Source organism: Hyphomicrobium sp. CS1BSMeth3 (assembly GCF_900117415.1).
GTDB lineage: Bacteria > Pseudomonadota > Alphaproteobacteria > Rhizobiales > Hyphomicrobiaceae.
Map to the genome: position 1 here is coordinate 1 of NZ_FPEI01000005.1, position 25328 is coordinate 25328.

Here is a 25328-nt window from a genome sequence, read left to right on the forward strand (position 1 = left end):
TCGTAGGCCGTCATGCCAAGCTCGCGCTGCGGCACATGATCGAGATCGAGCTCGATGCCGACGCCGCCCTTGTCCGCCATCTCCGAGGTCGATGACGTGAGCCCCGCCGCGCCCATATCCTGGATGGCGATGATCGCGTCCGACGCCATCAGCTCGAGGCACGCCTCGATCAGCAGCTTCTCGGTGAAGGGATCGCCGACCTGCACGGTCGGGCGCTTTTCCGCGCTCTTGTCGTCGAATTCGGCGGAAGCCATGGTCGCGCCGTGGATACCGTCGCGCCCCGTCTTCGAGCCGACGTAGACGACCGAGAGACCGACGCCCTTCGCGGCCGAATAGAAAATCTTGTCCGAGCGCGCGAGGCCGACGCACATCGCGTTGACGAGGATGTTGCCGTTGTAGCCGGGATCGAAGTTCGTCTCGCCGCCGACCGTCGGCACACCGACGCAGTTGCCGTAGCCGCCGATGCCCGCGACGACGCCCGACACGAGGTGGCGCGTCTTGGGATGCGCCGGATCGCCGAAGCGCAGCGCGTTCAGGTTCGCGATCGGCCGCGCGCCCATGGTGAACACGTCGCGCATGATGCCGCCGACGCCCGTCGCCGCGCCCTGATAGGGCTCGATGAAGCTCGGGTGGTTGTGGCTCTCCATTTTGAACACGGCGCAGTCGCCATCGCCGAGATCGACGACACCGGCGTTCTCGCCCGGCCCCTGGATGACCTTCGGCCCGGAGGTCGGGAGCTGGCGCAGCCAGTAGCGGCTCGATTTGTACGAGCAGTGCTCGGACCACATAACCGAGAAGATGCCGAGCTCGAGAAAGGTCGGCTCGCGGCCGAGAATGCCGAGCAGGCGGTCGTACTCGTCGCCCTTGAAGCCGTGGGAGGCGATCACCTCGGGCGTGATCTTGGGGTAGGACGTGGCGTCGGTGCGGCTCATGGCAGGTCCGGTTTGGGTGGGCCTTTCCGGGCCTTATAGCCGCCCGCGCCGAGGCTGTCTCGCGGGGGATGCGGGGTGTGGCAAGAGGGGTGGGGAGAAGGACTGGGACGGAGTTTCTGGTTTGACCCGATCTTGGCGTCTAAGCTGGTCCCTCTTTTCCACATTGTCCCTAGTAATTGGCACTTCGAAGCACCATGGCAGAAATGATCCCCGAGACGTTGCCAATCTCAAGTACGGCTGGCGAGAAGCGCGTTTTTGCCGCCCTGGAGCGGCTCCCGGAGGATTGCCTCGTCTACTATGAGCCAGTGGTCCGACGGCGCCATCCCGATTTTATCGCGATCCTGCCCGAAGTCGGCGTGCTTGTGATCGAGGTGAAGGACTGGCGGCTAGCTGAGCTGAGCAGCGTCACATCAGACACCCTGACGATGACCCGTGGCGGAAGCACGGCCGTTGTTCCGCATCCGCTTCAGCAGGCGCGCGGTTACATGCACCGCCTGAGGGATGAGTGCCGCAAGCATCCACAGGCGAGTGCGCTGATGCAGAAGGAGGGCCGCTACTCCGGTGGATATGCTTTCCCGTTCTGCCACATCGCCGTGCTGAGCAACATTAACCGCAGCCAGATCGAGCGCGAGGCTCCGGATCTGATGCGTCTGTTCCCACCGGACGTGACGATCACCCGCGACGAACTCGCAGCCTGGGATGTGCTCGAACCTCAAGCCTTGCTGGCGAGACTGAAAGCCTGCTTCAATCCCTGGTGGCCTTTCCCAAAGATGACGCCAGCACAAGTCGATATCTTGCGCAGCGTCATCCACCCCGAAATCGTCATTCGCGCCAACGAGACCGATCTTGTGGTGCTCGACCTGCGCCAGGAGCGCAATGCGCGGGCCATAGGGAATGGCCATCGTATCGTCTATGGGGTGGCCGGATCGGGGAAGACCGTGCTGCTGATTGCGCGGGCGAAGCTACTGGCTGAAGATGCGGGAAAGCGCATCCTGGTCTTGTGCTACAATCGGCTGCTCGCTAAGCATCTGGCATCGTCGCTGTCTGGCCATCGCGGCGTAACTGCCATCACGTTCCATCGCTGGGGAGTTCGCTCCGGCGTCGATTTTCGCAAGAACGAGGATGACGGCGCCTTCGGCATACGCCTGCTTACCCGCTTGCAGAGCAATGAACATCTGCGCGGACAATTCGATGCCGTGATGATCGATGAGGCGCAGGACTGGCCGTGCTCGTGGTTTCAATGCGCCAAGCTCGCTCTAAAGGAGCCTGATACGGGCGATCTGTTGATCGTTGGCGATGGCAGCCAATCACTATATCACAAGCGGAACTTCACCTGGGCGGACGCCGGCATTCACGCCAGAGGCCGTGCGATCAACCGGAGGTTCGATCTCGAGCGCAACTACCGCAACACGGCTGAAATTCTTCGCGCCGCGCGCGCGTTTGCAATGCCACCCGACCAAGAGGCGCAGGGCGTGCTTGCCCTGCCAGTCGAGCCAGAGACGGCCATCCGCTCCGGGTCGGAACCCTGGTTGATCCAGCTCGACGATCCAGCGAGTGAGGTGCACTACGCCGCAGCGCTGATCGAAACTTGGCTGCGTGGCGGGATCGAGATTGGAGGGCGCCGTCAACGCATCCGGCCTAGCGACATCGCAGTTCTCTATCCCAGATGGCGTCATCCTAGCCGGCACCCCGATGCGACCGTGATGACGCTCCGTGACCGTTTGAACGGCTTCACGCGGGCAGTGCTGCTGGCTGGCGAAAACGCCACGGGCACGCTGCACGACCAGGCAGTGAAGATCCTGCCGATGCATAGCGCACGCGGTTTGCAGTTCCGGATCGTGCTGCTGCTGTGGGTCGCCTTGCTACCCTCGCCTTTCAAAAGTGGTGATAGTGACATCGATCGCGGCCTGCTCTATGTCGCGACCACACGGGCGGAGGACATGCTGGTGATCTTGCATTCCGGCAAATCCCGCTATGTCGATGATCTCTATCGCGCCCTGGGAACTGTGCCTCCGTAGCTGATCTCGCCATCGCGATCGTGGGGCGCCCGCAAGCGCCCGCTACACCTGCCGATTGAGCGCCTGCCAGGTGCTCCCGGCTTCAGTCCGCATAGCCTCGATGATGGAGGGCGAGCCAGAGGCGGGCGGTGGCCTCCAGCGGCGTTGCGCCGTCGGCCTCCAGGCAGATGTCATACCACCAGCGCGCATTCCAGGCGTTCGCGCCCTTGCAGCGAAGCAGAAAGCCCCTGGCCGTCCTCGGTATGGCCTGGAGCAGATCGTCGAGAGACGGGCCGCCGCGACGCGTGTCCGGCCAACGCAATCCCGCGTCTCTGAGCGCCATTGTCAGCGACTGGTCCATGGCACCTGCTCAAGGTTCAGCCGCGTTGGCAGCGGCATGGCGAGCAGCCGCCGGACCATGCCCGGCATAACGATCACGAGCAGCGCTGAACGGGCCTGACGGAGCCGTCCGCCGTGGCCGCCGGCCTGCCGCCATCTGTCCGCGATCGCGAACACTAGTGTCACCAGACGCCCGCCGTGATAGCGTTCATGCAAACGATCAGCGTGCCCGTCGATCCGCTCGAAGCGTGGATAGTCCATGCCGATGTCCTCAAGCGGCGGAAGCGGGGCGCTCCTCTTTGATCGGCCGCATGAGGATTGAAGCTGAAGGCCGTCGCACTTGCGTTAGCCGCGCGTCATTCTGACGTGAATAGTGAAGGATGCCGAACCGCGCTGCCTCGTGAGCTCATTGTTCGTCGTTCATTTTATTGCCGATACACGTTCCTGGAATTCCGATGTGAGATAGTGATTGTGACGGGAGGGTCGGAATGCCTCCTCCATTTCAGCTTACTTTATTTGGCCAGGCGCGCCTCGAGGGGCCACAGGGCATCATTGATCTCAACAGCCGCAAGCTGTGCGGCTTGCTCGCCTATCTGGCGTGCAGCGGACCGCGTGGCCATACGCGCGAGCGCCTTATGACCCTCCTGTGGGGGTCGCACGGCGAAGCCCAGGCACGCCAGAACCTCCGCCAGGCCCTGCATCGCCTCAGGTCCTTTCTGGGCAAGTCCGCGATCCTGAGCAACGGTGAGCAGATCTCGCTCGAACCAGCCTCTCTTGCTTGCGACGTCGTCGAGTTCGAGGGGCTTCTCGAAGCCGGCGATCTGGATGCGCGGCGAAGAGCTATTGCCCTCTACAGCGGTCCACTCCTGGCCGACATCGCGATCACCGAGCCCGCTTGGGAAGAGTGGCTGACGACAGAAAGGCAAAGACTGGAGCAGCAGGCTCTCAAGGCAATGATCGATGTTGCCGCTGCGGAGCTCGAAACGCACAACGCCGAGACGGCAATCGAGACCGCTGGAAGAGCTCTCGCGATCAATCCGCTGCGCGAGGATGCGCACCGCTTGGTCCTGCAGGCGCTGGTGGCTGCGGGCCGCAGCGCAGAAGCCCTGTCGCACTATGGTCAGCTCGAACGCACGCTGTGGAGCGAGCTCGGCGTGGCGCCGGATGCAGCGACGTTCGCGCTTGTTGCGGAGCTGCGCGCCGGGAAGCGGCAGGCTCCCACGCTTCAGGCTCCTCCGCAGAACGTTCCAGCTCCAGCGCACGACAGTGGCTCAACGGCGCAGACTGCCGCGGCCGCAATCGACCAGCCCACGCGCACAGACGTGGGAGTGCATTCGCTCGCCGCAGAATTGCCGGCGGTCCGCCTTCAGCGCCGGTCCTTCGCCCGACCGGGCCTCCTCATTGGTGCTTGTATGCTGCTTGCAGCCGCGGGCCTCACGACAGTGAGGCCGTGGTCCAACGAGCTGACGCCGAATTGGGCGCCCGGGCTGACGAGCGGCCCCAATCAGCACAAAGTTCCGATTGCCGTCCTGCCAATTCGCCCGCTCACGCCGGGCATCCCGGCCGCCGCGTCCTATGCCGCGCATATGGAAGAGGAGATAGCGAACTATCTCTCGCAATTCCCCATGCTTCAGGTGCCCTCGCCTCAGATGATGCGGGAGGCTTTGAAGTCGGACAAGCTGCTCTTCGAGGGATCGAAGGCGGGGATCCGCTATGCCATCGGCGGCAGCATCTGGGTTGACCAGGGTAACCTCCGCCTCAGCGTGCATATGGTCGATCTGTCCAGGCAGCTACAGGTCTGGTCGAAACAGTTCGAGCATCCGATTGCCGAATGGCCGGAGCAGCGGGAGTTCGTGCTGCGCAAGATTGCGATTGCCGCCAACTTCGAAACCGTTCGCCGCGAAGGCGCCAGGCCCTACGCCGATGCCGAACATCCAACCGTGCCCGAGCTTCTGGCACGCGGCTGGAGAGGCTTGCTCGCAGCGGCCAACACTCAGGAGTTCGCCGAGGCCGGCACCTATTTCAGCGAGGCATTGAATCGCGATGCCTCGTCGACCAACGCAATGATCGGCCTCGCGGGATACAAGCTCACTGCCACCGCCAACATGCTCGGCGATTGGCAGTCTCAAACGCGCGACGCGGAGGCTCTGCTGCGGAATGCCATGCACGGAGGGGCCGAAAGCTTCACGGTGCACTACTACCTGGGCATTCTGTACAATCTCAGGAACGACCTCCCGACTGCGCTCGAGCACTTCGAGCGTACCGTGGCGCTCAATCCGAGCTTCGGTCCCGGTCACGCGCACAAAGGGCGCGTTCTCATCAAGATGAGCCGATACGCAGAGGCCCTGGAAAGTGTCAGCTACGCGTATCGCCTCACCGATGGAAAGCTGGCCGCCGGCTGGGCTCTCTGGCGGGCGATCGCCCTGCTGGAGCTCGGCCAGGAGCAAAAGGCGGGAGAGGCCTTCCTGTATGCGGTAGAAGCACAGCCGCAGAATCCCTACTTCATCGCAGGCATCGCGGCCTTCCACGCTCTCAACGGTCATTGGGAAGCAGTGCGCCGTCACGTCATCGACTTGCGGGCGCGCATGCCGGGCCGGTCCGACGCGTGGCGCCTGTGGCACCTGAATCCGGGACCGGACAAACTGCCGCTGCCCAACCGGTTCGGCCGCGGCCTGCAGCTCGCGTTTGAAGCCGTGCCGGAGCAGAAAGCCGAAGCCCCGCCTTGAGGCACATGACCGGCCGTCCCCACACTTTGAAACCAACGATCAAGCAGGAAAACCACAACGGCATCAGCACCAACAGCCCGCCAAGGTGTAGGCCATGAAAGCCTGTGGAACAGGAGCTAGGCTTTTTCTTCTGCTGGCCTTCGCGGGCTGGCATGGCCCGGTAGATGCGGCCAGTCCAACAGGCCCTCAAAGCCATCAGCCGAAGGCTGATCGGCCTTCAATCTCGTCATGGTGCCTTGCCAAGTGCGACGAGGAGGAGGTGGCCTGCAAGGCGTTCGAGAACCGCTATCCAAGCTGTTCGCCGAGCGACATCTGCCTCGAGGAAAAACTCCAGTGCGAGACCCAATGCCGCCCCAGGGTGAAGCTGACCGTCAGCGCCTGTCTTTGAGGCTTCACGCGTAGTAATCCGATGGAGCTGTTTCGTCGATCGGCGCGCGGAGCGGAGCCAGAGCATTCAGCACCGGCGTCAGGACGACGGCCACGACCAAGTTGAGGATGACGGTGTAGAGCGCCGCGTAGCCTGGGAAGGTATGCCCGCCGATCATGAGCGGATACGTCGGCGTCAGGTTCACCGCGATCGTCATTGCCGTGCCGGCAACTATTCCCGCAGCCCAGCCGAGAAGCAGCGCCCAGGAATTGAACCAACGCGTATAGGCACCGAGCAGCACGGCGGGCAGCGTCTGAATGATCCAGATGCCGCCGAGGAGCTGGAGCTGGATAGCATATTGCGTGGGCACGAAGAGGATGAAGACGAGGGCGCCGAACTTCACGACCAGTGACGCCCACTTCGCGAGCTGCGCCTCCTGCCTGTCGCTTGGATTGCTGTTGATGAACTCGCGATGGATATTGCGGGTGTAGAGGTTCGCCGCCGCGATCGACATGATGGCCGCCGGCACCAGCGCACCAATGCCGATCGCGGCAAAGGCTATACCGACGAACCAGGACGGAAACGAGTGCAGGAACAGCGCGGGGACCGCGAAGTTGTTGCCGAACTGCTTGAAGCCGTCGGCGTATTCAGGAAGGCTGCCGACGCCCGCGGCAATGGCGAAGAAGCCGAAAAGAGCGAGCAGTCCGAGCATGAAGGAATAGCCCGGCAGCATCGCCGCATTGCGCCGGATGGCACGGCTGCTGCTTGCGCTCAGAATGGCCGTCATCGAGTGGGGATACAGAAAGAGCGCCAGCGCCGAGCCCAAGGCGAGTGTCGCGTAGGCGCTATAGGCGCCGGTCGAACCTGCACCGGGCTCGGCAAGCAGCAGCTTTTGCTCGGGCACGGCTGAGAAGATCTTGGCGAAGCCGCCGAGCTGGATCGGAATGACGATGATGGCAGTGAAGGCCGTCACATAGATCAGAATGTCCTTGACGATCGCAATCGACGCCGGAGCCCTGAGGCCGCTCGAGTACGTGAAAGCGGCCAGCACTACGAACGCGATGACGAGCGGCAGGTCCGCCATCAGGCCTGTGCCTGAAATGCCGAGCGCGCCGACCACGACCTGGATGCCGACGAGTTGCAGGGCGATGTACGGCATAGTCGCGACAAGGCCGGTTATGGTTATTGCGAGCGCGAGCCAGCGATTGCCGAAGCGGCCGCGCACGAAATCGCCCGCGGTGATGTATCCGTGCTTGTGACAGACATTCCAGAGGCGCGGGAAAACCAGGAACAGGATCGGGTAGACGATGATCGTGTAGGGTACGGCGAAAAAGGCGATGGCGCCGGCGCCGAACGCGAGCGCGGGCACGGCGATGAACGTGTAGGCGGTGTAGAGGTCACCGCCGACCAGAAACCACGTGATGATCGTCCCAAATCGTCGTCCGCCGAGACCCCATTCATGCAGTTGGTCGAGATCTCCCGGCCGCCAATTGGCGGCTGCGAACCCGAGCCACGTGATGAAGGCGAACAAAAATACGAAGACGCTCAGCGCGACCCAGTTCACATCCTGCATGGCACTTCACGCTCGCCCGCTTCATCCGATCCACGAAGGCGGGCGCCAGAGAGAGACAGAGAGAGTCAGTCGCTCGTCGCGAAGTAGACGATAGCGGTGAGGATTGCGCCGAGGATCACCCACAGCAGCTGGTACCAGTAGAAGAATGGGAGGCCCATCAGTGAGGGCTCAGCCGAATTGTAGAGCGGTGTCCAGAGGACGGCGACGAACTGGATCACAAAGAGCAAGTACCACCAGCTCCATCCACTCCGCTCTCGCTGCTCATGTTCCATTTGCAGCATCGCTCTCTTGGAGACTCGGGGTAACCAACGCCATCGAACTTCAGTGCAGGGAAATTTAGTCCTCGCCGCACGCGCTGTCACTTAGGACGAGCCGTTTTGCCGCGCCACAGTCTCGCAACGCACACCCGACGTCATCGCACGGCTCGTGAGCTGAATATCACGGTTGCGCAGAATTCGGCGAGCGCCGCATCAGCTCGGCACGCGCCCCTTGATGGCATGAGCACGTGCTTCGTATGTGATACGGCCTTCCGCATCGGCAGGCAGGCCAGCGCGAACCCTATCCTTGAGCGCTTCGACGCGCTCGCCTGGCATCTGAGCGATGGTCGGGCCAAGCGACGGAGCCGTCATTTTGATCGCCCAGAACTCTTCGAAGTCGGCGAAGGTTCGGCGCACGGTAATCTCGCGCGTCTCGACGGACTTGAGTCCGGCACCGGTCCACAAATCCCGCATCGCCTCGATGCGGGAGGCGTCCAAGCGCGGCGGACGCGGCGGCGCGAAACCCATCTCCCTCATCTCGACGAGGATCGGATCGAGCGGGAAACCGCCACCCAGCATATCCCATATGTATGACGCGACCACGCCGCCCGGGCTTGTCACCCGTGCCATTTCCCGGATGGCCGCCGCAGGATCGGGCACGAAGACAAGCACCAATGCCATGACCGCCGCATCGAAGCGATTGTCTGCGAACGGGAGTGCTTGCGCATCTCCCTGCTGGAAGCTTGCCAGACGCAATGCAGGTCGCGTGCGCGCAAACGCGAGCTGCCCTTCTGACGGATCAACTCCTTGAATTTCAGTCGGAGCGCATCGCTCGGCCAATAGCTCGGTGAACGCACCGTTGCCGCAGCCGATATCGATCCATCGCAAACCAGGAGGCGGTGCCAGCCAATCGAGGAAAACCTCGCCGGCCAAGCGGCTCCAAACTCCCATCATCTGCTCATAGGCAGCCCCATCATCAAATCGAATTACCTGCTCGGTCATCGTTGACCTCCAAAGCAACCCCTTAGGCTCGCGGCCTCAAAATACTCCGGCGGCAGAATTTGCAGTAGGGGAAAGCAATACATTCAAGGCGGCGCGCGAGAGCTGATCCACGATTGGCCCATACTGCTGCACCTCGCCGAGCCATGGGCGTGAAGTCGAGCTGCTCGGCATTCTCCGCGCGCGAAAGATCCTATTCCTTTCTCGCTTAAACCCTCGTCCGTCGCTCTTTCGGGATTCTCCCCGAGTGCCCTCCTGGCGGGAAGTGGTCATGTTTTCCGGGCCCGCGCGCCTACAAGCGGCGCAGCCTCGAATACCGAGGCTGGCGCAGGGTGCGGCGCTCACACGCTCATGGCTTGCTGCATCTGAAGCATCGAGCGTCGACCCCGTAGGGGACAAGCACACCCAATGCTGACAGAGAAACGCTGGCCTCGCCGGCGTCCTTGAAATCATCGAGGAGTTCGTCTCAATGCAACACCGTACCGCGATTGCAAAAGCTGCATTCATCCTTGCCGCCTCCGCTTCCCTGTTCACAATGGCGGCTCCCGCATCGGCTCAAGGATTGCGGGACATTCTCGGCGACAGAGCAGAGAGACGAGGCGACTTGCGGGACCTGCTTCAGGACCGCGCATCGGGCCGCGAGGATCTGCGCGATCTTCTGAGAGATCGCGTCCAGTCGCGGAGAGACTTGCGCGACCTGATCCTCGATCGATTGGCGGCACGCGAGGATTTGCGCGATTTGCTGAGAGACCGCATGGACAGGCGCGATGATCTGCGCGACCTCCTCCGCGATCGCGTGGCCGGCCGCGGCGATCTCCGCGATCTGCTACGCGACCGCATGGACAGGCGTGACGATGTGCGCGACCGCCTTGCCGGACGTGGCGACCTCCGCGATCTTCTGCGCGACCGCATGGACAGACGCGATGATCTGCGGGACCTCCTCCGCGACCGATTGGCAACACGCGAGGATCTTCGCGATCTCCTGAGAGATCGCATGGACAGGCGCGGCGACTTGCGAGACCTCATCAGGGATCGCGCGGCGAGCCGCGATGACTTGCTCGACCTTCTGCGCGACCGCGGGCAATCGCGTGGTGATCTCCGCGACCTCCTCATGGACCGCGGATCGAGCCGTGACGACATGCGCGATCGGCGCGGTGATCTGCGCGAGCTCATCCTCGACCGGCTTCAGAACTCCGACGGCGATAGCCCAGTCCTCAGCCGTATCCGCGATCGCCTCGGGGAAAATGACTAGCTCTCCCGCGCGGCCGTCCCGGCGCACGTGAAATTGGTTCCCCCATAGGGTTGGAAACGGAGATATGCGATGAACAAGGCCGTTCTCATTGCGGCGGCGCTTGTGCTCGTCCCACTGACTGTGTCGAGCCAAGAGGCAGCCCCGAAAGATCCTGGAGCTTCCGTCCCCGGTAGAAGTGCCGCCCCGAGCAATCCAGCGGGCGAGCAGTCCCAATCCCCGTTGCGGGACAGCGTGGCTCGGGCGGTCGACACGGTCATGGACGCCTGTGACGACGATATAGCGGAATTTTGCGAAGGCGCGTCCTCAGGACGAGGCCGCCTCGCATTGTGCATGATGGCCAACGAAGACCAGTTGAGCCGAGGATGTCGGTCGGCGCTGATCCGCGTGACGCGCGAGCTCAGGCGCAATGTCGATCGTGTCGCCGAAGGGTGCCTGAACGAGATCAGGACGCTCTGCGGAGACGCGGGCAAGGTCGGCCAATGCCTGCAGCAGAAGAGAGGCGCGCTCTCGAGCTCGTGCCAGACCATTGTCGGGAGCCTGGCCCAAAGGATGCCCCGGTTGATCGCTCTGAGGGGCCTGCCGGTCATCAGCTCCGACAACAAGAATCTTGGACAGGTCGTCGAGGTCAACCGAGACCCTGACGGCAAGATTCAATCCATCCAGGTCGATGTCGGCCGGGCACTGGGGATCGGCACGAAGCTGGTCACCATCACGGCCGACAAGCTGGACAGGGCGCCCGGCCTCAAGATCTTCATGTCGGAGTCGGAGGTGAGGGCCTTGCCGGAAACCAAGGGGCAGCAGTAGCGCTCACCCTGGAGCCGCTCCCCTGGATGTGAGATCTCATGACGCCGCCCATTGGGCGGCGTCATACTCTTTGCCCGAACGAAATCCGAGGGGATCCAAGCCTTGCCCTTACTCCAGCTCGTGTGCGACCTGCCCCATTGAAGCCCCTAAGTCCGGACAGGCTTGACCTCGGGGAACCGGACCACCATCCTGCGGCCAGCAACCCCGCCAAAGAATAATAGAGGCGGCGGGGAGACTGAGGAGCACGGGGATGAAACGCAGAATTGCGATTGTGGGCGCAGGCGCCCTCGGCGGCCATGTGGGTGGCTATCTGGCCAAGGCCGGGCAGGACGTCACGCTTATCGACGCGTGGCCTGAGCACGTCGAGGCCATGCGGCGCGACGGCCTTACGCTCCGCGGCCAGACCGGGCCGGAGAACTTCACGGTGCCCGTCAACGCCATCCACATCACCGATCTGCAGAAGGCCGGCAGCCGCCCGTTCGACATCGCGTTCGTCGCGGTCAAGTCCTACGACACGGTGTGGGCGACACAGATGATTGCCCAATACCTCGCCGCGGACGGCTACGTCGTCTCCCTGCAGAACTCGATCAACGAGGAGCGCATTGCCTCGGTCGTCGGCTGGGGCAAGACCGTCGGCTGCATTGCCTCGGCAATTTCCGTGGAACTTGTTGGTCCCGCCAAGGTCCAGCGCAATGTTGCACTCGGCGGATCGCGTCACACCGTGTTCCGCATCGGCGAGCCGCATGGGCGTGTCACGCCGCGCGCCAAGGAAATCGCGGAGATGGTGAGCGTCGCCGACAGCTCGAAGGCAACCACCAACCTCTGGGGCGAGCGCTGGTCGAAGCTGATCGTGAATGCCATGCGCAATCCGGTGTCGGCCGCCACCGGCCGCGGCGGCAACGGCAATGACCGGGATCCCATGACGCGCTGGCTCGCAATTCGTCTCGCAGCCGAAGCCGTGAAGGTCGGTCTCGCGCACGGCTACGCCCTCGAGTCGGTCTATCATATTCCCCCGGAGAAGCTGCTCGCCGCCGGCGAGGGCGACAAAGCCGCGCGCGAGGAATGCGAGGGCATCCTGCTCGAGCAGGTCAAGCACCGCAATGACGAGCAGCGCCCCTCCATGGGTCAGGACATCATGAAGGGCCGGCGGACGGAGATCGACTTCATCAACGGCCTCGTCGCCGCGAAAGGTGCGGAGCTGAAGATCGCGACGCCGGCCAACAGCGGCATTGTCGAGACGGTCCGGCGCATCGAACGCGGCGAGATCGCGCCGAGTCCCGAAGCCGTCGCCCACATCTGAAACCTGCGCGCTGCGCTCACCATTCTCAGGAGATCACTTTCACCATGCCTTCGCGCTGGACTGAACGCCGCAAGAAATTCCGCAGCTACCTTGCCGGGAACCGCTGCTATCACCCGGGCTCCGTGCACGATCCCATCTCGGCCCGCATTGCCTCGGAGATCGGCTTCGAGATCGGCATGTTCGCCGGCTCGACCGGATCGCTCGGCGTGCTCTCGGCACCGGACCTCATCATTCTCACGCTTACCGAGTTCGCCGATCAGGCCCTGCGCATCAACCGCGCCATGGAGCTGCCGCTGATGGTCGATGCCGATCACGGCTATGGCAATGCGCTCTCGGTCATGCGCACCGTCGAGGAGCTGGAGATTGCCGGCGTCAGCGGCATGTCGATCGAGGACACGGCGCTGCCCCAGCCGTTCGGCACCACGGAGAAGCCGCAGATCCTCAGCATCGAGGAAGGCATCGGCAAGATGAAGGCCGCCCTCGCGGCGCGCCGCGATCCCGATCTCTGCATTGCCGGGCGCACCAGCGCACCGATCATCACCGGCATCGAGGACACGATCAAACGCGCCCAGGCCTACGAGAAAGTCGGCGTCGACGCGATCTTCCTCGTCGGCGTCAAGACGCGGGCAGAGCTCGACGCCATCGCGCCTGCCGTCAAAATCCCGCTCATTCTGGGGACTGCCACCCCCGAGCTCATGGACCGCGAATACCTCGCCGCGCGCGGCGTTCGGATCTGCCTGCAAGGGCATCTTCCCATCCAAGCTGCGATTCAGGCCATTCACGATACTATGAAGGCGCTGCGTGACGGCACGGCCCCGAAGGACGTCAAAGGCCTTGCCTCGGCCGACCTCGTCAAACGCGTGACGCGTGCCGATGATTATGATCGCTGGACGAAGGATTATCTCGCGACGAAGCCGTGACGAGAAGTCCGGTCGCCCGCGAGTGAAAGGAAGTGGACGTCGATGCTGACCCTCACGCTGTTCCGACACGCCAAGTCGAGCTGGGAACTCACCGGCGTCGAGGATAGCGAACGCCCGCTCAACGCGCGGGGGATGGCAGCGGCACCAGTGATGGGCTCTTTCCTCAAGAAGCAAGGCCTCAAGCCCGACCTGGTGCTCTGCTCCACATCCGTTCGCACGCGCCAGACGTTGGAGCTCGCCAGCGGCGACTGGGACCCCGAGCCACGCACGAAGTTCGAGGGCGCGCTCTATCTCGCCGAGCCGTTCAATATGCTGGAGCGGGTGCGCAAGACACCGGGAACGGTCAAGCACCTCATGATCGTCGGCCATAATCCCGGGCTGCAGATTTTTGCCATCGAGCTGATCGGCGAAGGCGACCCCGAGCTGATAACGGCGCTCTCGCAGAAACTGCCGACGGCAGGCGTCGTCGTTCTCACCTTCGAGAGCAAGAGCTGGAAGGACATCGGCCCACGAAAAGGCCGCCTCGTTCACTTTGCGACACCGAAGATGCTCTCGGCCGCCGCGGCTGAGTGAGCGAGCACAAACAAAAATCGACATTTTGAGCAAAAGCATCGGTTTCCCTGCGTCGGTTCAAGATCTTACGAGAACTCGATGCAGGGAACCTCCGAATTGCGCTATCAGCCTGCGGCGTCAGCCGTCTGAACATTGCCGAAGTGCCGTACATGTTGCCCACCTATTTCATCAATCTGGATCGTGACGCCGACCGCCGCGCCGCTATCGAGACGCAGCTCCGTCAAGTCGGCATCGAGGCCACGCGCTATGCCGCGGTAGACGGGACGGCACTGCCGCCTGAGCTCGCGCCATATTTCGCACATGGCGATGGAAGGCCACCTCTCATGAAGGCCGGAGAGATCGGCTGCTACGCCAGCCATCTCGGCGTCTGGCGCGAGATCGTCGCGAGCAACTTCAGCGCGGCGCTCGTGCTCGAGGATGATGCGGTCCTGCCGCAGGATTTGGTTCCCCTCATCGACGACATCCTGGCGCGCGCACCCCATGGATGGGATCTGGTCCTTCTTTGCGGCAGCAAGGACCGGGCAGTAAGGCCGCTGGTGGAATTGGAGGGCGGGCGAAGGCTCGTTCGCTACTCGAGAATCCCGAACACGACCGCCGGCTATCTCATCACCGGCAGCGGGGCCCGGAAGATGCTGAACCCCGCCATTCGCAGGATCTGGCCCGTGGATTGGGATACGCGGATGCCTTGGGTCTTCCAGTTGGATACGTACGGCGTCACCCCGGCACCGATCCACCAGAACACAACGACTTTGAACTCGTCGATCATCAGAGGCAGCGGGCGGTCCCGCCTTCGTGCCGGATTACCGCGACCGACCGCCTACACCTGGACGAGCAATCCCATACGTACGCCAGCTGCGTTTCTGTACAATCTCAGAGTCCTCGGGCCGCTCTGGTGGCTCAGATGCTTCCTCGTCAATTGCGGGATCAAGATCGGCCATCTGCTTCGGCCATTGCGCCGATCGCGGCAGGCCCACTGAAATTTCAGGCCAGGATATGCCCCCAACAGTCAACGCGGTGTGGGTTGGCGACGAATTGGGACCGATAGCCGCTGCTTGCCTTCGATCATTCGTTCGTATGGGGCACAGAACCTGCCTCCATGCCTACGATCGCGTAAAGGACCTTCCTCCCGGCGTCGAGCTCGTCGATGCGGCGAAGATCATCGAAAGGAGCAAAATCGTTCGCCATAAAAGGACTGGCAGCTTCGCCCTGTTCTCCGATCTGTACCGGTATGAGCTGCTGGCGCGAGGCGCAGGGATCTACATCGACTGCGATGTGTACTGTGTGAGGCCCATCAGAAGCAGAGAGTACGTCATGGGCTATGAGCGCGACGGCGCAATGAATGGTGCCGTCTTGGCCATGCCCAGTGATTGCCTCCTCCTCGCGAAGCTCCGTCGCGCCGCGACGGACCCTGGCTTTATCCCTCCATGGCTGAAGCCTGAGAAGAGGATCATTCACAAACTTGGGTATCTTCTCGGCCTGGGTCGCTCGGCGCATTCAATGCCGTGGGGCACGTTCGGCCCGCACGCCCTGACGTACTACGTCAAGAAACTTGGTCTCCAGAACGAGGTATGTCCCCAAGACGTCTTCTATCCGCTCGATCATGGACGCATCTCGCTGCTGTTCGATCCCGAACTGACCATCGAAGATATTTCGACGCATCGAACCGAATGCGTTCATCTCTACAACGAGCTGCTTCGCCGACGCGGCACGGAGAACATCCCGCCTACTTCACCATTGGGCCGGATGCTGCAGGCGTCGGCCTGACGCCAGTGAGGTACGCCGCTGCCGTGCCATCCACGACAACGGCGCATTTGAGCCTCGTCACGCAGCCTTGCTGCCCGTACCGCCGGTGCACGCTGCGCACATGTGCGCCACATGACGATGGTCGGTGCCGCAGCAGCCGCCGATCACACGGATCTGCGGGAAGGCCCGCAGCAGATCACCGTACTGGTCGCCAAGCTCCACCGGATCGCCGGCATCGAGATCGGGCGCGGAATCCAGCTCCGCATGGCAGCGCTTCGAAGCATTGGCGCGGATGCCACGAATACGCTCGATCCATCTTCCGCCGCCCGCAAGCGTCGTCTCGAAGTGCGTCGGGTGCGCGCAGTTGATCATGTAGTACGCGGGGCCCTCGCCTGTCGCCGCATCGACCGTCTCGATGGCTTCGCGCAACGTGGCCCCGCTCGGCAGGCGTCCATCCGTCTCGACCGTGAACGCGATCACTACCGGCATCCTGTGCCGCTGTGCCGCGACCACGATCCCGAGCGCCTCGCTGACGTTGGTCATCGTGAATGCGGAGACCATATCGGCCGCGCTATCAGCAAATAGGGCGACCTGCCCGTCGTGGTATTCGGCCGCGGCCTCGACCGTCATCTCGGTGCCGGCAACGTAGCCATCGCCGCGCGGGCCGATATTGCCGCTGATCACCATCGGCACGTCGCGCATCTCGTGGGCAAAGCGCAGCTCCTCCATCAGCGCGATCCCTGCGCGATTGACGTCGGCAAGCGTCTCGCCCGAGTAGCCGAGCTTCGCACCCCAGTCCGGGTTGGCGCGCCACGTCGGCGCTTCGAGCACGAAGCCGAGCTTCTCCCGACGCGCCGTCTCGATGTACGGCAGGAAGTACTCCGCAAGAACGCTCCGACCAATCTTGCTGCGCAGCAGCTCGCAGGAGGCGAAATGGGGGAGATCGATACCGAGATGGAAAATCAGCGTCGTCTCGAGGCCGCCGTCCGTGAGGAACAGCTTTGAACCGAGCTGCGGCAATGCGTTGCGATATTTGCTCATGGTCATCTCCAACTCTGATTTTTTGGGTTTATCCGGCCGCGCGGAGCGTTCCGATCGCGACCGCCGGATATCTACGGGTCGTCCCCCCGCGCCGCCAGAAAGCGCGTGGTACAGTTGCGCACACATGTGATTTTGGCTTAGAACTCAGCTTGTTATGCGCATTTGAATTGATAAACGGCGGCCGCGGCGGCCGCAGTCCCATGGGTAACTTGACCAAAGGTGCAGTGTGCCATGGCGTCCCCGGCACCCAAGCGCAGAGGTGACGCGCGCGAGCGCATACTGGATGTCGCCGAGGTCTCGGTGCTCGAGAAGGGCTTCGACGCAACCTCAATTGACGAGCTGATCGCCGCGGTTGGCATCACCAAGAGCGGTTTCTTCTATCATTTCCGGGACAAGACCGAGCTCGCCCGCGTGCTTCTCGAGCGCTACATCGAGCGGGAGGGCGCGATGTTCGACGAGTTGTTCGCGCGCGCCGACGAGCTGAACGAAGACCCCCTGCACGGCTTTCTGGTCGGCCTCAAGATGCTGGCCGAGCTGTTTGCCGACCTGCCGAACGGCCATCCCGGCTGCCTGATTGCAGCCTATTGCTACCAGGATCGGCTCTTCGATCAGAAGGTGCGCGACCTCAATGCCGCATCCGTCATTCTCTGGCGCAAGCGGTTCCGCACGCGCCTCGACATGATCGCGGCCCGCTATCCGCCGCGCATCCCTGTTGATCTCGACGACCTCGCCGATATGCTTTCGGCAGTAGCCGATGGTGGCATCATTCTGTCGAAGTCGCTGAAGGATCCCCGCGCGCTCTCGCGCCAGATGCTGCTCTACCGCGAGTTCGTGAAAACGGTCTTCCTGGGGACCTGACGGCAAGAGACCCCGCCTTGACGCCTAAGCGCGTACCGCGTAAGCAAAATCCATGCTCCTGCTCATCGATAACTACGACAGCTTCACGTACAATCTCGTCCACTTCCTGGGCGAGCTTGGCGCTGAGTGCGAAGTCATCCGCAACGACAAGATCACCACGGCCGAGGCCATCAAGATGGCCCCGCAGGCGATCGTGCTCTCCCCCGGCCCCTGCACGCCCAACGAGGCGGGCATCTGCCTCGAGCTGATCGAGAAGGCGGGGCCGAAGATCCCCCTCCTTGGCGTCTGCCTCGGGCATCAGGCCATCGGGCAGGCGTACGGCGGCAAAGTCATCCGGGCGCCGTCGGCGATGCACGGCAAGCTCTCGACCATCGAGACCACGGGCAAGGGTCTTTTCGGCGGAGTGCCGAAGCGCTTCGAGGTCACCCGTTATCATTCGCTGATCATCGAGCGCGCGAGCCTGCCGGCCGATCTCGAGATCACGGCGGAGACGGCGGACGGCATCATCATGGGCGTGCAGCACCGCTCGCATCCCGTGCATGGCGTGCAGTTCCATCCCGAGAGCATCGCCTCCGAGCACGGCCACGAAATCCTCGCCAACTTCCTCCGTTTTGCCGGCCTCACGCCGCGCACGCGCAACACCAAGGCGCCGCGCGTCGCCGCATAAACCTTCTCGTCTCTGCCCGAACTTCCGGAACAACACCGCCATGCCCGCTGCCGAGCTCACGCGCCTCATCCAGAAGGTCTCGACAGGGGCGGTCCTCACGACCGAGGAGATCCGCACCGCGCTCGAGATCATGACGGACGGTCATGCCTCGCCGGCGCAGATGGGTGCGTTTCTGATGGCGCTGCGCGTGCGCGGCGAAACGGTCGACGAGATCACGGGCGCCGCGCAGATGCTGCGGGCCAAGATGAAACGCGTGTCGGCCCCTCCGGGCGCCGTCGACATCGTCGGCACGGGCGGCGACAGCCATGGGACGTTCAACGTTTCGACGGCCTCGTCGATCGTGGCGGCGGGCGCGGGCCTCAAGATTGCCAAGCACGGCAATCGCCGCGTGTCCTCCCTTTCAGGTGCGTCGGACGTTCTGACGGAGCTCGGCGTGAAGGTCGACGCGAGCCCGGAACTGGTGTCGAAGGCCATCGCAGATGCGGGCGTCGGCTTCCTTTGGGCGCCGATGCATCATCCCTCGATGAAGCACTGGGCGCCGATCCGCGCCGAGCTCGGCATCCGCACGATCTTCAATCTGCTCGGACCGATCTCGAATCCGGCCGGCGTCACGCGGCAGGTGCTCGGCGTGTTCTCGCTGGAGTGGGTCGAGCCGATCGCTCATGTGCTGAAGAACCTCGGCGCCGAGCACGTGTGGGTCGTGCATGGCCACGATGGTCTCGACGAGCTGACCACGACCGGCGCGACGACCGTCGCCGAGCTGAAGGACGGCAAGGTCACCGTCTTCGAGGTGACGCCCGCCGATGCCGGCCTGGCGCCTGCGAAGCTCGCCGATCTGAAGGGCGGCGATGCGGCAACGAATGCCGCGGCGATCCGCGAGCTTCTCGCCGGCGTCAAAAGCCCCTTCCGCGATATCGTGCTGCTGAACACGGCAGCGGCACTGATCGTCGGCGGCAAGGCGACGAGCCTGACCGACGGCGTCGCGCTGGCCGTACATTCGATCGAGTCCGGTGCCGCGCGCGCCGCGCTCGACAAGCTCGTCCAGATCACGAACGCCGGCTGAGCGCCTCAGATCTTGTCGAGCCCCAGCAGCTCGATGTTGCCGCCCGTCGCGGTGATATCCGTCGAGCGCACGCGCTCGGTCGCAAAGCGCGCGAGATAGTGCGGCCCGCCAGCCTTCGGCCCTGTGCCTGAGAGCCCTTCGCCGCCGAAGGGCTGCACGCCGACCACGGCGCCGATCTGATTGCGATTGACGTAGAGATTGCCGACGCGCGCGTGCTCGGCGACGTAGTCCGCGACCGCGCTGATGCGGCTGTGCAGGCCGAGCGTGAGGCCGTAGCCCGTCGCATTGATCGACTTGATGACGCGGTCGAGATGGCCGCCCTCGTAGCGGACAACGTGCAGGATCGGGCCGAACACCTCGCGCTCGACGACCTCCATGCGGTCGATGGCGTACGCCGCCGGCGTGACGAACGTACCGGCGCGACAATCCGCCGGGATCGGCGGATCGATCAGCTCGCGCGCGCTGCGCCGCATGGCGAGCTTGTGCGCCTCGAGCATGGTCTGCGCGTCATCGTCGATGACCGGACCGACGTCCGTCGCATAGTCCAGCGGATCGCCGACTTTGAGCTCCGCAATGGCGCCGGTCAGCATCTCCGTGACGTGATCGGCAATCTCCTCCTGCAGGAAGAGTACGCGCGCCGCCGAGCAGCGCTGGCCTGCCGAGTCGAACGCCGAGCGCACGACATCGCGCACGACCTGCTCGGCGAGCGCGCTGCTATCGGCGATCATGGCGTTGATGCCGCCGGTCTCGGCGATGAAGGGCGGAATCGCGCCCCGACGATCGGTAAGCGTCCGCTGGATGGCCCAGGCCGTGTCGTTCGAGCCGGTGAAGGCAATGCCGGCAATGCGCGGATCCTTGGAAAGCGCCGCACCGACCGAGCCATCGCCCGGCAAGAGTTGCAGCACCTCGCCGGGAATGCCGGCCGCGTGCATCAGCTCGACCGCGAGAAAGGCGGTGACGGGCGTCTGCTCGGCGGGCTTCGCGATCACGGCATTGCCGGCGGCCAGCGCGGCCGCCACTTGCCCCGTGAAGATCGCGAGCGGGAAGTTCCACGGCGAAATGCACGCGAACACGCCACGTCCGCAAAGCTCGATGGTATTGCGCTCGCCGGTCGGCCCCGGCAGCACCGTCGGCCCCGCAAACTGGCGCCGCGCTTCGCCCGCGTAATAGCGCAGGAAGTCGACGGCTTCGCGCACCTCGGCGAGCGCGGCGTCGAGCGTCTTGCCGGCTTCGCGCACGACCACACCCATGAGCCGCGCGCGATCGCGCTCCATGAGGTCAGCAGCCTTCTCGAGCAGAGCCGCACGCGCCGGCCCGCCGCGGCGGTCCCAGGCGTGCATGGCCTTGCCCGCGCTCGCGATGGCGCGCTCGACCTGATCAGGCGTCGCTTCGAGCACGGTGCCGATGCGTCGGCGGCGGTCGTGCGGGCAGAGCACGAGCCGCGCGGCATCGCCGCCGCGGATGGCTTTGCCGTCGATGATCGGGCCCGCGGCGAAATCCACGGCGATGGCGGCATCGATGTCGCTGAGCAGAGCCGCCCGCGTTGCCGGCTCCGTGATCGCCACGCCGGCACTGTTGCGCCGTCCCGGTCCGAGGATCGCGGCCGGCAGCGGAATGCGCAGGCTCTGCTCGATCTGGCCCGCCTGCCAGAGCTTCTCCGTCACCTCGACAGGATCGCGCACGATCTCGGCGGCCGGCATGTCGTCATCGGCAAGGCGATTGACGAACGACGTGTTGGCGCCGTTCTCGAGCAGGCGGCGCACGAGATAAGCGAGCAGATCCTCGTGTGCGCCGACGGGCGCATACACGCGGCAACGGCGCCCAAGGCCGGACTTGCTCACGACATCCTCGTAGAGCGCCTCGCCCATGCCGTGCAGGCGCTGCATCTCGAAGGAAAGCGTGCCTCCGGCGACATGCGCTGCCGCGATCGTGTGCGCATTATGCGTCGCGAGCTGCGGATAGAAGGCGCGCGTATCGCCCAGCAGGAAGCGCATGCAGGCAAGGTAGGAGACGTCGGTATGCGTCTTCGCAGTGAAGACCGGATAGCCCGGCAGGCCGCGCTCCTGGGCGAGCTTGATCTCGCTGTCCCAGTAGGCGCCTTTCACGAGGCGCACAGGGATCGTTCGCCGCGTCGTCTCGGCGAGGCGCTTCAGCCAGCGCAACACGGGAACAGCGCGCTTGCCATAGGCCTGCACGGCGATGCCGATGCCCGGCCAGTTCGCAAGCTCCGGCGCGTGCAGCAGACGCTCGAAAATCATGAGCGTCGGATCGAGACGGTCCTGCTCCTCGGCATCGATGGTGATAGCGAGACCACGTGCGCGCGCGAGGCGGGCGAGCTCCAGAAGGTCAGGCAAGAGCTCCGTTTCGAGACGGGCTTCCTTGCCAGGCTCGAAGCGCGGGTGGAGGGCGGAGAGCTTGATCGAGATGCCGGGGCGGCGTGTGAGCGTCTCGATGTTCTCGACGCCCGGCGCGCCAGCCGACTTGCCCACGGCTTCGATCGCAGTCGCATAGCGCGCGTGATAGCGGGCCGCATCTTTCTCCGTGCGCGCGGCCTCGCCGAGCATGTCGTAGGAGATGACATAGCCCTGCTTCTCGTACTCCCAGGCATTCGAGATCGCGCTCTCGATGTTGCGGCCGAGCACGAACTGGTCGCCGAGAATACGCACGGCCTGCCGCATGGCCTGCCGGATGACCGGCTCGCCCGAGCGCGCAACGAGGCGCTTGAGGACCGCGCCAGGACCCGATCCGGCTGAGCGTCCCAGACGCACGATGCGGCCCGTCAGCATGAGGCCGAAGGTCGAGGCATTGACCAGCAGCGATTCCGAATGGCCGAGGTGGCGTTCCCAGTCGCCGCTGCCGACGCGCTCGTCGATCAGCGCATCCGCGGTGTCGGCATCGGGAATGCGCAGCAGGGCCTCGGCGAGGCAGAGCAGCGTGACGCCTTCCTCGGAGGTCAGGCCGTACTCGTGCATGAAGGCATCGAGGCCGCCGTGCTTCGTGCGCCCAACGCGCGCGGCGCCGACGAGGCGCTCGGCGAGTGTCGCAATGCGCTGGCGCTCGTCGGCCGTGTAGACGGCGCGCTCGATGAGGCCGCCGACGAGACGCGCTTCATCGCGCAGATGGAATTCGGAGATCTCGTCGCGCGGCAGAGGCGCAGAGGTCGGTGCGGCGCCGGCCGCCGACCAGGTTTCGCGCGCGCCATTGGCCACCATCGCACTCTCCTCCATGCCTGAAGCCGAGGATGCCCTTCGGCAGGGCGTGACGCGAATCACGTCATCGCCAGCCTGATCTTCAGGTCATTGAGCATAAAGCGTCGAGAGCGGCAAACGCGTCATTCCCCCTCTCCCCATTGTCTTCAATGGGGGGAGGGTCGGGGTGAGGGGCGGCCGCTTGCGCTGACGTCGGCGTCTGCCGCTGCCCCTCACCCTAACCCTCTCCCCGCAAGCGGGGAGAGGGGATGGCCTCAGAACATATCCTTGGGATCGAACGAGAGAATCATGTGCTCCCAGCCGCCCTCGTATTTGTCAGGTGGCAGGGCATAGGGGGCACACGCGATGAGCGCGCGCATGGCGCTGTCGGCGGCATCGCGGAAGAGCGGCGAGTTGTTCGAATTGCGCACTTTCGGCTGATCCGCGAGCGAGCCGTCCGGGCGCAGCCGCACCTCGATCTGGACGACCATCCGCTCGATGCCCTCGAGACCGGCATTGATATTCCAGCAGCGGCTGACCGCCTGTCGCATCAGACCGGCAAGGAAAGCCGCCTCGCTCGCCGATATCTGCGTGTCGCGCCCCTCTGGCGCTCCGCGCACCGGTCCCTTGGCGCGCGTATCCGTGCTCGGATGCGGCGCGGCGGGCGCCGGCGCGCGCGGATCCGGTGATTTATCGAGAAGCGCGGAGAGCCGGTCGGCACTGAACTGCGCCTTGGCCTTCTCCTCGGCGAGCTTCTTCTTGCGCGCTTCTTCCTGCTTGCGCTTGAGGTCGGCTTTCCGCTTCTCCTCAGCCTTGCGCTTGGCTTCGGCTTCAGCCTTGGCTTTGGCCTCCGCCCTGGCCTTCGCCTCTGCTTCTGCCTTGGCTCTAGCCTCTGCTTCTGCGTGCGCCTTGGCCTCGGCTTCAGCCTTGGCCTTCGCATCTGCCTCCGCTTTGGCCTTTGCTTCGGCTTCTGCCTTCGCCTGGGCCTCGCGCTTGGCTTCCTCGGCCTGTTGAAGCGCCAGATCGGCGAGTTTCTGCTCGAGCGCACTGCGATCCGGCACCGGTGCCGGGGGCGTCGGCGCGGGTGGCGGAGGAGGCGGTGCCTCGGCCGCCTTCGGCGGTGGGGGAGGTGGCGGCGGGGTTGGTGCAGGCGGCTCGGCAGCGGGAGGCGGTGGAGGCGGCGGTGCCGACTGAATGCGGGGACGCGGGGCCTCTTTGGGCGTCGGATCGTTCTGCGGGCTGTCCTTGGCCATCGCTTCCTTGAGCGTGGCGGAGCGGCTGCCCTTCGTAATGCGCGTCAATTCGGAGGGCGAGATCATGTCGACCGCGATCGGCTCGATCGTCGGCGTCTTCAGCTCCGGCACCGACTGAATGGACACGACCGTCCAGCCGAGCAGCGTCGCGTGCAGCAGAACCGAGACGAGAAGCCCGAAATACACGGCCTCAGCCTCCGCCCTCCACTTCCGTCACGAGGGAAATCTTTCGAAATCCAGCGTCACGAATGCGGCCCATGACGCGGGCGATGTCGCCATAGCTCACGGCCTTGTCGCCGCGCACGAAGACCGGCTCCTCGAAGCCGCCGCGGTTGCCCGCGATGGCCGTCAAGCGTGCCCCGATCTCGTCGAGCCGCATGGCCGTGCGCTCTTCCTGGCCGAGATAGACCTCGCCGCGGGCGTTCACCGAGACCACGATCGGCTCCTTGTTGGCTTCGAGCTGCTTACCCTTCGCCTGCGGGAGCTCCAGCGGCACGCCGACCGTCAGCAGCGGCGCTGCGACCATGAAGATGATGAGAAGCACGAGCATGACGTCGACGAACGGCGTGACGTTGATCTCGCTCATCGGCGCGTGGCGACGGGCCCGGCTGCGCCGACCAGCTTTGCCTGATCCGCCCGTGTTGAGGCTCGCGCCCATGCTGCTCTCTCCCCGCTCGCGGCCCCCTCAGGTCCGCGTATCGATCTGGCGCGAGACGATCGCCGCGAATTCATCGGCGAAGGCCTCGAAGCGCTGCGCGAGCCGCGCCGAATCGGCCGAGAACTTGTTATAGGCCATGACCGCCGGAATTGCGGCCAAGAGGCCAAGTGCCGTCGCAAACAAGGCTTCGGCAATGCCGGGGGCGACGACGGCGAGGCTCGTGTTCTTGGACGCCGCGATCGCCTGGAAGCTCGACATGATGCCCCAGACCGTGCCGAAGAGGCCGATGAACGGCGCCGTCGAGCCGACCGTCGCGAGGAATAGCAAGCGGCGGTCGAGGCGCTCCATCTCGCGGCTGATGGTGACGTCCATCACCTTCTCGACGCGCAGTTGTATGCCGCCGAGCGCGCGGATGTTGCCTTCGACCGAGCGCTTCCACTCGCGCATGGCAGCAACGAACAGCGCCGCCATGGATTGCGTGCGGTCGCGGGCGAGGTTCGCGTAGAGCTCCTCGAGGCTCTGGCCGGACCAGAAAAGCTGCTCGAAGCGGTCTGCCTCGCGGCGCGCGCGGCGGAAGGCGAAGACCTTCTCGATGATGATCGCCCAGGACCAGACGGAGGCCAGCAGCAGGCCGACCATGACGATCTGAACGACGACATGCGCCTGCAAGAACAGCTCGATGAACGACGTGCCACTGCCGTGTCCAACCGTGACGATCTTGTCCTTGAGGATATCCGTCGGGTTCATACTTTGCTCGCTGGCGCGTGAGGTTCGGATCGAGGCGAGAGCGATCAAACAGCACTAGCCCTCGGGCCCGC

Annotated in this window: 23 protein-coding genes; 11 read left to right on the forward strand and 12 right to left on the reverse strand. The window is 64.3% G+C overall.

The features are described from left to right. Positions 1 to 932 (reverse strand): AIR synthase related protein (locus CS1BSM3_RS09235; RefSeq protein ID WP_244540469.1); only part of this gene is annotated, 932 nt, incomplete at its 3' end. A gap of 194 nt (positions 933 to 1126) precedes the next feature. On the opposite strand from CS1BSM3_RS09235, the gene CS1BSM3_RS09240 reads away from it, so the two are divergent. Then, a complete protein-coding gene (locus tag CS1BSM3_RS09240) occupies positions 1127 to 2950 on the forward strand; it encodes a nuclease-related domain-containing DEAD/DEAH box helicase (RefSeq protein ID WP_083528476.1) in 1824 nt (607 codons plus the stop codon). 82 nt (positions 2951 to 3032) lie between these two features. Here the strand turns inward: CS1BSM3_RS09240 and CS1BSM3_RS09245 are convergent, their stop codons facing one another. Further along, positions 3033 to 3290 carry a hypothetical protein gene (locus CS1BSM3_RS09245; RefSeq protein WP_072386780.1) on the reverse strand — a complete coding sequence of 86 codons (258 nt, stop codon included), beginning with the start codon at positions 3288 to 3290 and terminating at the stop codon, positions 3033 to 3035. Beyond that, on the reverse strand, positions 3275 to 3529 hold the full coding sequence (locus tag CS1BSM3_RS09250; protein ID WP_072386781.1) for a hypothetical protein: 255 nt from the start codon (positions 3527 to 3529) through the stop codon (positions 3275 to 3277). The genes CS1BSM3_RS09245 and CS1BSM3_RS09250 overlap by 16 nt, the downstream gene beginning before the upstream one ends. A 227-nt stretch (positions 3530 to 3756) precedes the next feature. Here CS1BSM3_RS09250 and CS1BSM3_RS09255 point away from each other — a divergent pair, with 227 nt between their 5' ends. Beyond that, the gene (locus CS1BSM3_RS09255; RefSeq protein ID WP_072386782.1) at positions 3757 to 5994 is read left to right on the forward strand and encodes a BTAD domain-containing putative transcriptional regulator; all 2238 of its coding nucleotides are present in this window, start codon (positions 3757 to 3759) and stop codon (positions 5992 to 5994) included. A gap of 392 nt (positions 5995 to 6386) precedes the next feature. Here CS1BSM3_RS09255 and CS1BSM3_RS09260 read toward each other — a convergent pair whose 3' ends face one another. The 4 genes from CS1BSM3_RS09260 to CS1BSM3_RS27915 all read right to left on the reverse strand — a co-directional run bounded on the left by CS1BSM3_RS09260 (position 6387) and on the right by CS1BSM3_RS27915 (position 10469). Continuing rightward, positions 6387 to 7934 (reverse strand): monocarboxylate uptake permease MctP, encoded by a 1548-nt coding sequence (locus tag CS1BSM3_RS09260; protein WP_174263661.1) that lies wholly within the window; start codon positions 7932 to 7934, stop codon positions 6387 to 6389. A gap of 65 nt (positions 7935 to 7999) precedes the next feature. Next, positions 8000 to 8206: a DUF3311 domain-containing protein gene (locus CS1BSM3_RS09265; protein ID WP_072388013.1), complete on the reverse strand. Its 207-nt coding sequence runs from the start codon at positions 8204 to 8206 to the stop codon at positions 8000 to 8002. Positions 8207 to 8404: 198 nt separating this feature from the next. Next, positions 8405 to 9193 (reverse strand): class I SAM-dependent methyltransferase, encoded by a 789-nt coding sequence (locus CS1BSM3_RS09270; RefSeq protein ID WP_072386783.1) that lies wholly within the window; start codon positions 9191 to 9193, stop codon positions 8405 to 8407. Between the two features lie 823 nt (positions 9194 to 10016). Beyond that, a complete protein-coding gene (locus CS1BSM3_RS27915; RefSeq protein WP_143149130.1) occupies positions 10017 to 10469 on the reverse strand; it encodes a hypothetical protein in 453 nt (150 codons plus the stop codon). A 42-nt stretch (positions 10470 to 10511) separates the two neighbouring features. Between CS1BSM3_RS27915 and CS1BSM3_RS09280 the strand changes: the two genes are divergently transcribed. The 6 genes from CS1BSM3_RS09280 to CS1BSM3_RS09305 all read left to right on the forward strand — a co-directional run bounded on the left by CS1BSM3_RS09280 (position 10512) and on the right by CS1BSM3_RS09305 (position 15803). Further along, positions 10512 to 11246 (forward strand): PRC-barrel domain-containing protein, encoded by a 735-nt coding sequence (locus CS1BSM3_RS09280; RefSeq protein ID WP_072386785.1) that lies wholly within the window; start codon positions 10512 to 10514, stop codon positions 11244 to 11246. A 217-nt stretch (positions 11247 to 11463) separates the two neighbouring features. Continuing rightward, entirely contained in the window at positions 11464 to 12546 is a 1083-nt protein-coding gene (locus tag CS1BSM3_RS09285; protein WP_280174750.1) for a ketopantoate reductase family protein, read from the forward strand. 44 nt (positions 12547 to 12590) lie between these two features. Continuing rightward, complete coding sequence (locus CS1BSM3_RS09290) at positions 12591 to 13466, forward strand: isocitrate lyase/PEP mutase family protein (RefSeq protein ID WP_072386787.1); 876 nt, start codon at positions 12591 to 12593, stop codon at positions 13464 to 13466. 42 nt (positions 13467 to 13508) lie between these two features. Beyond that, complete coding sequence (locus tag CS1BSM3_RS09295) at positions 13509 to 14039, forward strand: SixA phosphatase family protein (protein ID WP_072386788.1); 531 nt, start codon at positions 13509 to 13511, stop codon at positions 14037 to 14039. A 149-nt stretch (positions 14040 to 14188) separates the two neighbouring features. Further along, positions 14189 to 15016, forward strand: coding sequence for a glycosyltransferase family 25 protein (locus CS1BSM3_RS09300; protein ID WP_072386789.1), 828 nt, complete (start codon positions 14189 to 14191; stop codon positions 15014 to 15016). Positions 15017 to 15113: 97 nt separating this feature from the next. Next, positions 15114 to 15803, forward strand: a complete 690-nt coding sequence (locus CS1BSM3_RS09305) for a glycosyltransferase (protein ID WP_210188764.1) — start codon at positions 15114 to 15116, stop codon at positions 15801 to 15803. Between the two features lie 57 nt (positions 15804 to 15860). On the opposite strand, the gene CS1BSM3_RS09310 is transcribed toward CS1BSM3_RS09305, so the two are convergent. Further along, entirely contained in the window at positions 15861 to 16823 is a 963-nt protein-coding gene (locus tag CS1BSM3_RS09310; RefSeq protein ID WP_072386791.1) for a homocysteine S-methyltransferase family protein, read from the reverse strand. 231 nt (positions 16824 to 17054) lie between these two features. Between CS1BSM3_RS09310 and CS1BSM3_RS09315 the strand changes: the two genes are divergently transcribed. The 3 genes from CS1BSM3_RS09315 to trpD are packed head-to-tail and all read left to right on the forward strand — an operon-like array spanning position 17055 to position 19411. Beyond that, positions 17055 to 17681 carry a TetR/AcrR family transcriptional regulator gene (locus CS1BSM3_RS09315; RefSeq protein WP_072386792.1) on the forward strand — a complete coding sequence of 209 codons (627 nt, stop codon included), beginning with the start codon at positions 17055 to 17057 and terminating at the stop codon, positions 17679 to 17681. A 52-nt stretch (positions 17682 to 17733) separates the two neighbouring features. Beyond that, positions 17734 to 18348: an anthranilate synthase component II gene (locus CS1BSM3_RS09320; protein ID WP_072386793.1), complete on the forward strand. Its 615-nt coding sequence runs from the start codon at positions 17734 to 17736 to the stop codon at positions 18346 to 18348. Positions 18349 to 18388: 40 nt separating this feature from the next. Further along, entirely contained in the window at positions 18389 to 19411 is a 1023-nt protein-coding gene (gene trpD / locus CS1BSM3_RS09325) for an anthranilate phosphoribosyltransferase (protein WP_072386794.1), read from the forward strand. A 5-nt stretch (positions 19412 to 19416) separates the two neighbouring features. On the opposite strand, the gene putA is transcribed toward trpD, so the two are convergent. From putA to tolQ, 4 genes are all read right to left on the reverse strand, one after another. After that, the gene (gene putA, locus CS1BSM3_RS09330) at positions 19417 to 22623 is read right to left on the reverse strand and encodes a bifunctional proline dehydrogenase/L-glutamate gamma-semialdehyde dehydrogenase PutA (RefSeq protein WP_072386795.1); all 3207 of its coding nucleotides are present in this window, start codon (positions 22621 to 22623) and stop codon (positions 19417 to 19419) included. A gap of 251 nt (positions 22624 to 22874) precedes the next feature. Next, the gene (tolA, locus tag CS1BSM3_RS09335; protein ID WP_072386796.1) at positions 22875 to 24038 is read right to left on the reverse strand and encodes a cell envelope integrity protein TolA; all 1164 of its coding nucleotides are present in this window, start codon (positions 24036 to 24038) and stop codon (positions 22875 to 22877) included. A 4-nt stretch (positions 24039 to 24042) separates the two neighbouring features. Then, positions 24043 to 24510: a protein TolR gene (gene tolR / locus CS1BSM3_RS09340; protein ID WP_072386797.1), complete on the reverse strand. Its 468-nt coding sequence runs from the start codon at positions 24508 to 24510 to the stop codon at positions 24043 to 24045. Positions 24511 to 24537: 27 nt separating this feature from the next. Then, a complete protein-coding gene (tolQ, locus tag CS1BSM3_RS09345; protein WP_072386798.1) occupies positions 24538 to 25257 on the reverse strand; it encodes a protein TolQ in 720 nt (239 codons plus the stop codon). Positions 25258 to 25328: the final 71 nt, after the last annotated feature.

What these genes read in the sequence shown, in the direction of transcription:
- CS1BSM3_RS09250 (WP_072386781.1), bottom strand. Translation starts at nt 3,529, where the DNA reads ATGGACTATCCACGCTTCGAGCGGATCGACGGGCACGCTGATCGTTTG.
- CS1BSM3_RS09240 (WP_083528476.1), top strand. Translation starts at nt 1,127, where the DNA reads ATGGCAGAAATGATCCCCGAGACGTTGCCAATCTCAAGTACGGCTGGC.
- trpD (WP_072386794.1), top strand. Translation starts at nt 18,389, where the DNA reads ATGCCCGCTGCCGAGCTCACGCGCCTCATCCAGAAGGTCTCGACAGGG.
- tolQ (WP_072386798.1), bottom strand. Translation starts at nt 25,257, where the DNA reads ATGAACCCGACGGATATCCTCAAGGACAAGATCGTCACGGTTGGACAC.
- CS1BSM3_RS09315 (WP_072386792.1), top strand. Translation starts at nt 17,055, where the DNA reads ATGGCGTCCCCGGCACCCAAGCGCAGAGGTGACGCGCGCGAGCGCATA.
- CS1BSM3_RS09320 (WP_072386793.1), top strand. Translation starts at nt 17,734, where the DNA reads ATGCTCCTGCTCATCGATAACTACGACAGCTTCACGTACAATCTCGTC.
- CS1BSM3_RS09255 (WP_072386782.1), top strand. Translation starts at nt 3,757, where the DNA reads ATGCCTCCTCCATTTCAGCTTACTTTATTTGGCCAGGCGCGCCTCGAG.
- CS1BSM3_RS09245 (WP_072386780.1), bottom strand. Translation starts at nt 3,290, where the DNA reads ATGGACCAGTCGCTGACAATGGCGCTCAGAGACGCGGGATTGCGTTGG.
- CS1BSM3_RS09280 (WP_072386785.1), top strand. Translation starts at nt 10,512, where the DNA reads ATGAACAAGGCCGTTCTCATTGCGGCGGCGCTTGTGCTCGTCCCACTG.
- CS1BSM3_RS09265 (WP_072388013.1), bottom strand. Translation starts at nt 8,206, where the DNA reads ATGGAACATGAGCAGCGAGAGCGGAGTGGATGGAGCTGGTGGTACTTG.
- CS1BSM3_RS09290 (WP_072386787.1), top strand. Translation starts at nt 12,591, where the DNA reads ATGCCTTCGCGCTGGACTGAACGCCGCAAGAAATTCCGCAGCTACCTT.
- CS1BSM3_RS09270 (WP_072386783.1), bottom strand. Translation starts at nt 9,193, where the DNA reads ATGACCGAGCAGGTAATTCGATTTGATGATGGGGCTGCCTATGAGCAG.
- CS1BSM3_RS09260 (WP_174263661.1), bottom strand. Translation starts at nt 7,934, where the DNA reads ATGCAGGATGTGAACTGGGTCGCGCTGAGCGTCTTCGTATTTTTGTTC.
- tolR (WP_072386797.1), bottom strand. Translation starts at nt 24,510, where the DNA reads ATGGGCGCGAGCCTCAACACGGGCGGATCAGGCAAAGCTGGTCGGCGC.
- CS1BSM3_RS09300 (WP_072386789.1), top strand. Translation starts at nt 14,189, where the DNA reads ATGTTGCCCACCTATTTCATCAATCTGGATCGTGACGCCGACCGCCGC.
- CS1BSM3_RS09310 (WP_072386791.1), bottom strand. Translation starts at nt 16,823, where the DNA reads ATGAGCAAATATCGCAACGCATTGCCGCAGCTCGGTTCAAAGCTGTTC.
- CS1BSM3_RS09305 (WP_210188764.1), top strand. Translation starts at nt 15,114, where the DNA reads ATGGGGCACAGAACCTGCCTCCATGCCTACGATCGCGTAAAGGACCTT.
- putA (WP_072386795.1), bottom strand. Translation starts at nt 22,623, where the DNA reads ATGGTGGCCAATGGCGCGCGCGAAACCTGGTCGGCGGCCGGCGCCGCA.
- CS1BSM3_RS09295 (WP_072386788.1), top strand. Translation starts at nt 13,509, where the DNA reads ATGCTGACCCTCACGCTGTTCCGACACGCCAAGTCGAGCTGGGAACTC.